At 33.7% G+C, this 3,852-nt stretch carries 4 protein-coding genes; 1 reads left to right on the top strand and 3 read right to left on the bottom strand.

Annotation, left to right across the window (positions count from 1 at the left end; genetic code table 11):
• Positions 1-40: 40 nt before the first annotated feature.
• Positions 41-262 (bottom strand): hypothetical protein, encoded by a 222-nt coding sequence (locus tag AFK68_RS06745; protein WP_143437640.1) that lies wholly within the window; start codon positions 260-262, stop codon positions 41-43.
• A gap of 342 nt (positions 263-604) precedes the next feature.
• Positions 605-778, bottom strand: coding sequence for a hypothetical protein (locus AFK68_RS36375; RefSeq protein ID WP_168186351.1), 174 nt, complete (start codon positions 776-778; stop codon positions 605-607).
• A gap of 74 nt (positions 779-852) precedes the next feature.
• Here AFK68_RS36375 and AFK68_RS06740 point away from each other — a divergent pair, with 74 nt between their 5' ends.
• Complete coding sequence (locus AFK68_RS06740; RefSeq protein ID WP_094672099.1) at positions 853-2,964, top strand: prolyl oligopeptidase family protein; 2,112 nt, start codon at positions 853-855, stop codon at positions 2,962-2,964.
• Between the two features lie 192 nt (positions 2,965-3,156).
• On the opposite strand, the gene AFK68_RS06735 is transcribed toward AFK68_RS06740, so the two are convergent.
• Positions 3,157-3,588: a hypothetical protein gene (locus tag AFK68_RS06735; RefSeq protein ID WP_168186350.1), complete on the bottom strand. Its 432-nt coding sequence runs from the start codon at positions 3,586-3,588 to the stop codon at positions 3,157-3,159.
• Between the last annotated feature and the right edge of the window lie 264 nt (positions 3,589-3,852).

Here is a 3,852-nt window from a genome sequence, read left to right as displayed (position 1 = left end):
TGAAAATTTTCTAGGCAACTGTATAAATTCTCGGAAAAATTCAAGCAGATTGAAATTTTGCTGGTGTAGCAATGACAAAAATCCCAGAAATATTTGCCATGGAGAAATCGTTTCTCTTTCTCCATCTTTCCACTACGGAAAATTTTCTAGGCAACTTTAAAAATTCTCGGAAAAATTCAAGCAGATTGAGATTTTCCTGGTGTAGCAATGACAAAAAGAAACGATTTCTCCACCTTTCCACTCTTGAAAATTTTCTAGGCAATTCTAGAAATTCTCGGAAAAATTCAAGCAGATTGAAATTTTGCTGGTGTGACAATGACAAAAGTAAAAGAGATATTTGCTATAGAATAAATCGTTNAAATTCTCGGAAAAATTCAAGCAGATTGAAATTTTGCTGGTGTGACAATGACAAAAGTAAAAGAGATATTTGCTATAGAATAAATCGTTTTTCTGTTTCCATCTTTCCACTGCTGAAAATTTTCTAGGCAACTGTATAAATTCTCGGAAAAATTCAAGCAGATTGAAATTTTGCTGGTATGACAATGATAAAAGTAAAAGAAATATTTGCCATGGAGTAATCATTTCTAGAAATTATCCGAAAAATTCAAGCAGATTGAAATTTTCCTGGTGTAGCAATGACAAAAATCCCAGAAATATTTGCCATGGAGTAATCATTTCTCTGTTTCCATCTTTCCACTGCTGAAAATTTTCTAGGCAATTCTAGAAATTCTCGGAAAAATTCAAGCAGATTGAAATTTTGCTGGTGTAGCAATGACAAAAGTTCTACAATGTTTACTTGATAAAAATTAAATCAACTTCTAAAATTAGAGAAACAATTCACAAATCAAAAATATGAAATACCCCAAACAAGCTCTAACATATCCCATCACTGACAAAACAGACATAGTAGAAAATTATCACGGTATTCAAGTTCCCGATCCTTATCAATGGTTAGAAGACCCTGACTCAGAAAAAACTCAAGAGTGGGTAAAATCTCAAAATGAAATTACCTTTAATTATCTGGCAGAAATTTCCGAACGAGAAACTATCAAAAAACGACTAACTCAAATCTGGGATTATGAAAAATATAGCGTTCCTTTTAAAGAAGGCGATCGCTACTTCTATTACAAAAATGATGGTTTACAAAATCAAAGTATTTTATATACCTTACCTACTCTAGATGCTGAACCAAAAGTTTTGATAGACCCTAATAAATTATCAGAAGATGGAACAGTTGCTCTGTCGGGAATTACTATTAGTAAAGATGGTAAATTAATTGCTTATGGTATTTCTAAAGCTGGTTCAGATTGGCAAGAATGGCGGATTAAAAATATTCAAACTGGAGAAGATTTGCCAGATGTTTTGCAGTGGATAAAATTCTATCGACCAACTTGGAAAAATGATAATCAGGGTCTGTTTTATAGTCGTTATGAACAACCAAAAGAAGGGGAATTAAAAGATACTAACTATTTACATAAAGTTTACTATCATAGTTTAGGTACTTCTCAAGACGATGATGTACTAATTTACGAAAAACCCGACAAAAAAGAATGGAGTTTTAATTGTTATGTCACACAAGATAATAAATATTTAATTTTGACAATTTGGCAAAGCACAGACCGCAAAAATTTAGTTTTTTATCAGGATTTAACTATCCCAGATGCGCCAATAGTAGAATTAATTAGTGAGTTTGAAGCTGAATATCGTCTGATAGATAATGATGATAATATATTTTGGTTTGTCACAGATTTTGATGCTCCGAAAAAACGAGTTATTGCCATTGATATTAATAACCCCCCATCACCTTCTTTAGCTACAGGGGAAAATAAAGATAAATGGCAAGAAATTATTCCCGAAACAACAGATACATTGCAAGGAGTAGGCACACTTAATAATCAGTTTGTTGCTTTCTATTTAAAAGATGCTCATACTCAAATAAAAATCTTTAATCTTGATGGCTCCCTAGTAAGAGATGTAGACTTACCTGGTATTGGTTCGGTAGGTGGTTTTTATGGCAAACGTTACGACACAACCACATTTTATAGTTATGTTAGTTTCACAACTCCATCAACTATTTATCAGTACGATATGGTAAGTGGTGAAAGTAAAATTTATCGCCAAGCAAATGTAGATTTTAATCCCGATGAATTTGAAACAAAGCAAATTTTTTATAGCAGTAAGGATGGTACAAGCATTCCCATATTTATTACTCACAAAAAAGGTGTAAAACTAGATGGCAATAATCCAACTATTCTTTATGGATATGGAGGATTTAATATTTCTATCACTCCCAACTTTTCTATTAGTAGATTAGTCTGGTTAGAGATGGGAGGAATTTATGCAGTAGCCAATCTTCGTGGAGGTGGAGAATATGGAGAAGAGTGGCATAAAGCCGGAACAAAACAACAGAAACAAAATGTATTTGATGACTTTATTAGTGCTGCTGAATGGTTGATAGAAAATAATTGGACTTCTTCCCCAAAATTAGCTATTACTGGTGCAAGTAATGGCGGTTTATTAGTAGGTGCTTGTATCACTCAAAGACCAGAATTATTTGGTGCAGCTTTACCCGCAGTAGGAGTAATGGATATGTTACGTTTCCATAAATTTACTATTGGTTGGGCGTGGGTTGGTGATTATGGTTCCCCAGATAATCTAGAAGAATTTAAAGCTTTATATGCTTATTCTCCTCTACATAATTTAAAGCCAGAAACTTCTTATCCGCCAACTTTAGTTATTACTGCTGACCATGATGATCGGGTTGTTCCAGCTCATAGTTTTAAGTTTATTTCTGCTTTACAAGAAGTTCATGTAGGGGATAATCCGGTGTTAATTAGAATTGAAACTAAAGCAGGTCATGGAGCCGGAAAACCTACTACGAAAATAATTGAAGAAATTACAGATGAATTTGCTTTTTTGCTGAGAAACTTTGAGATAGAATTACCTGAAAATTTTGGTAATTAATCTAAGTATAATTCAGTAATATATGAAGCTTTTGAGACTTTTGAAAAATTGAGGTAAAATGTAAAATTTAATTCCTAATTAAACACCTTGAGAAATTGATTGCTGAGAGCTAAGTGTTGACTGGTAGTCTAATCCAGTAATAATTTAGGGTCTGCCAGTTGCCACTAACTGACACACCCTACAGCCTAGTTATTATACTCCACAAATACCCCTTTCTACGTTCCAATTATTATCAACTGCTACTGATACTTCCGAACCAGGTTGGACATTACCTCCTGATAGATCAATAAGAACTACATCTGCAGCTCCCAAGTAACCACCTCGGTAAATTGGTTGACCTTGCTCATTGACAGTATCGTAGGTTAATTCCGAGACTACAGGGGGTAAATCTGGAGAACGATCAAACCGGACTTGAGTAAACAATCCATCTACATAGGTTGCTGTATAAGGATTACCACCAGCATCCAGTCCATCACAGTATAGGACCATTGCTGCATGGGCGAAAGGTACTGGTATAAAAATTGTGCCAAGCAACAGTAAAACAAATGTTGCTACTAATGCAACTACTAACTTAGATATTTGTTGTGATAAGTTATGCCACACACTGCTGAAAAACTCAGTCATAAAACTTTTCATGTTTTTCCTTGTTGAAGAATTCAATAAATAGTAAGTCTTGATAAGAATACCAAAAAATTACCCTTCTTCAAAAAAATAATTTATCTAAATTTATAGTTAGTTAATTAAACCAAAATTTTGTTTGGGAAAAAGCTGGCTGTATTTTCATTAATTGATAATTGATAATTCCCTCTCCCTTTTAGGGAGAGGATTGACGAATAAGGAAAAGATTTATTTTTTTCCCCTTGAAAGGGGAGGCTTCAAGGCGTGAAT

It is taken from the genome of Hydrocoleum sp. CS-953, from assembly GCF_002260545.1.
Taxonomy (GTDB): domain Bacteria; phylum Cyanobacteriota; class Cyanobacteriia; order Cyanobacteriales; family Microcoleaceae; genus Trichodesmium.
This window is presented reverse-complemented; position numbering and strand designations above follow the sequence as displayed.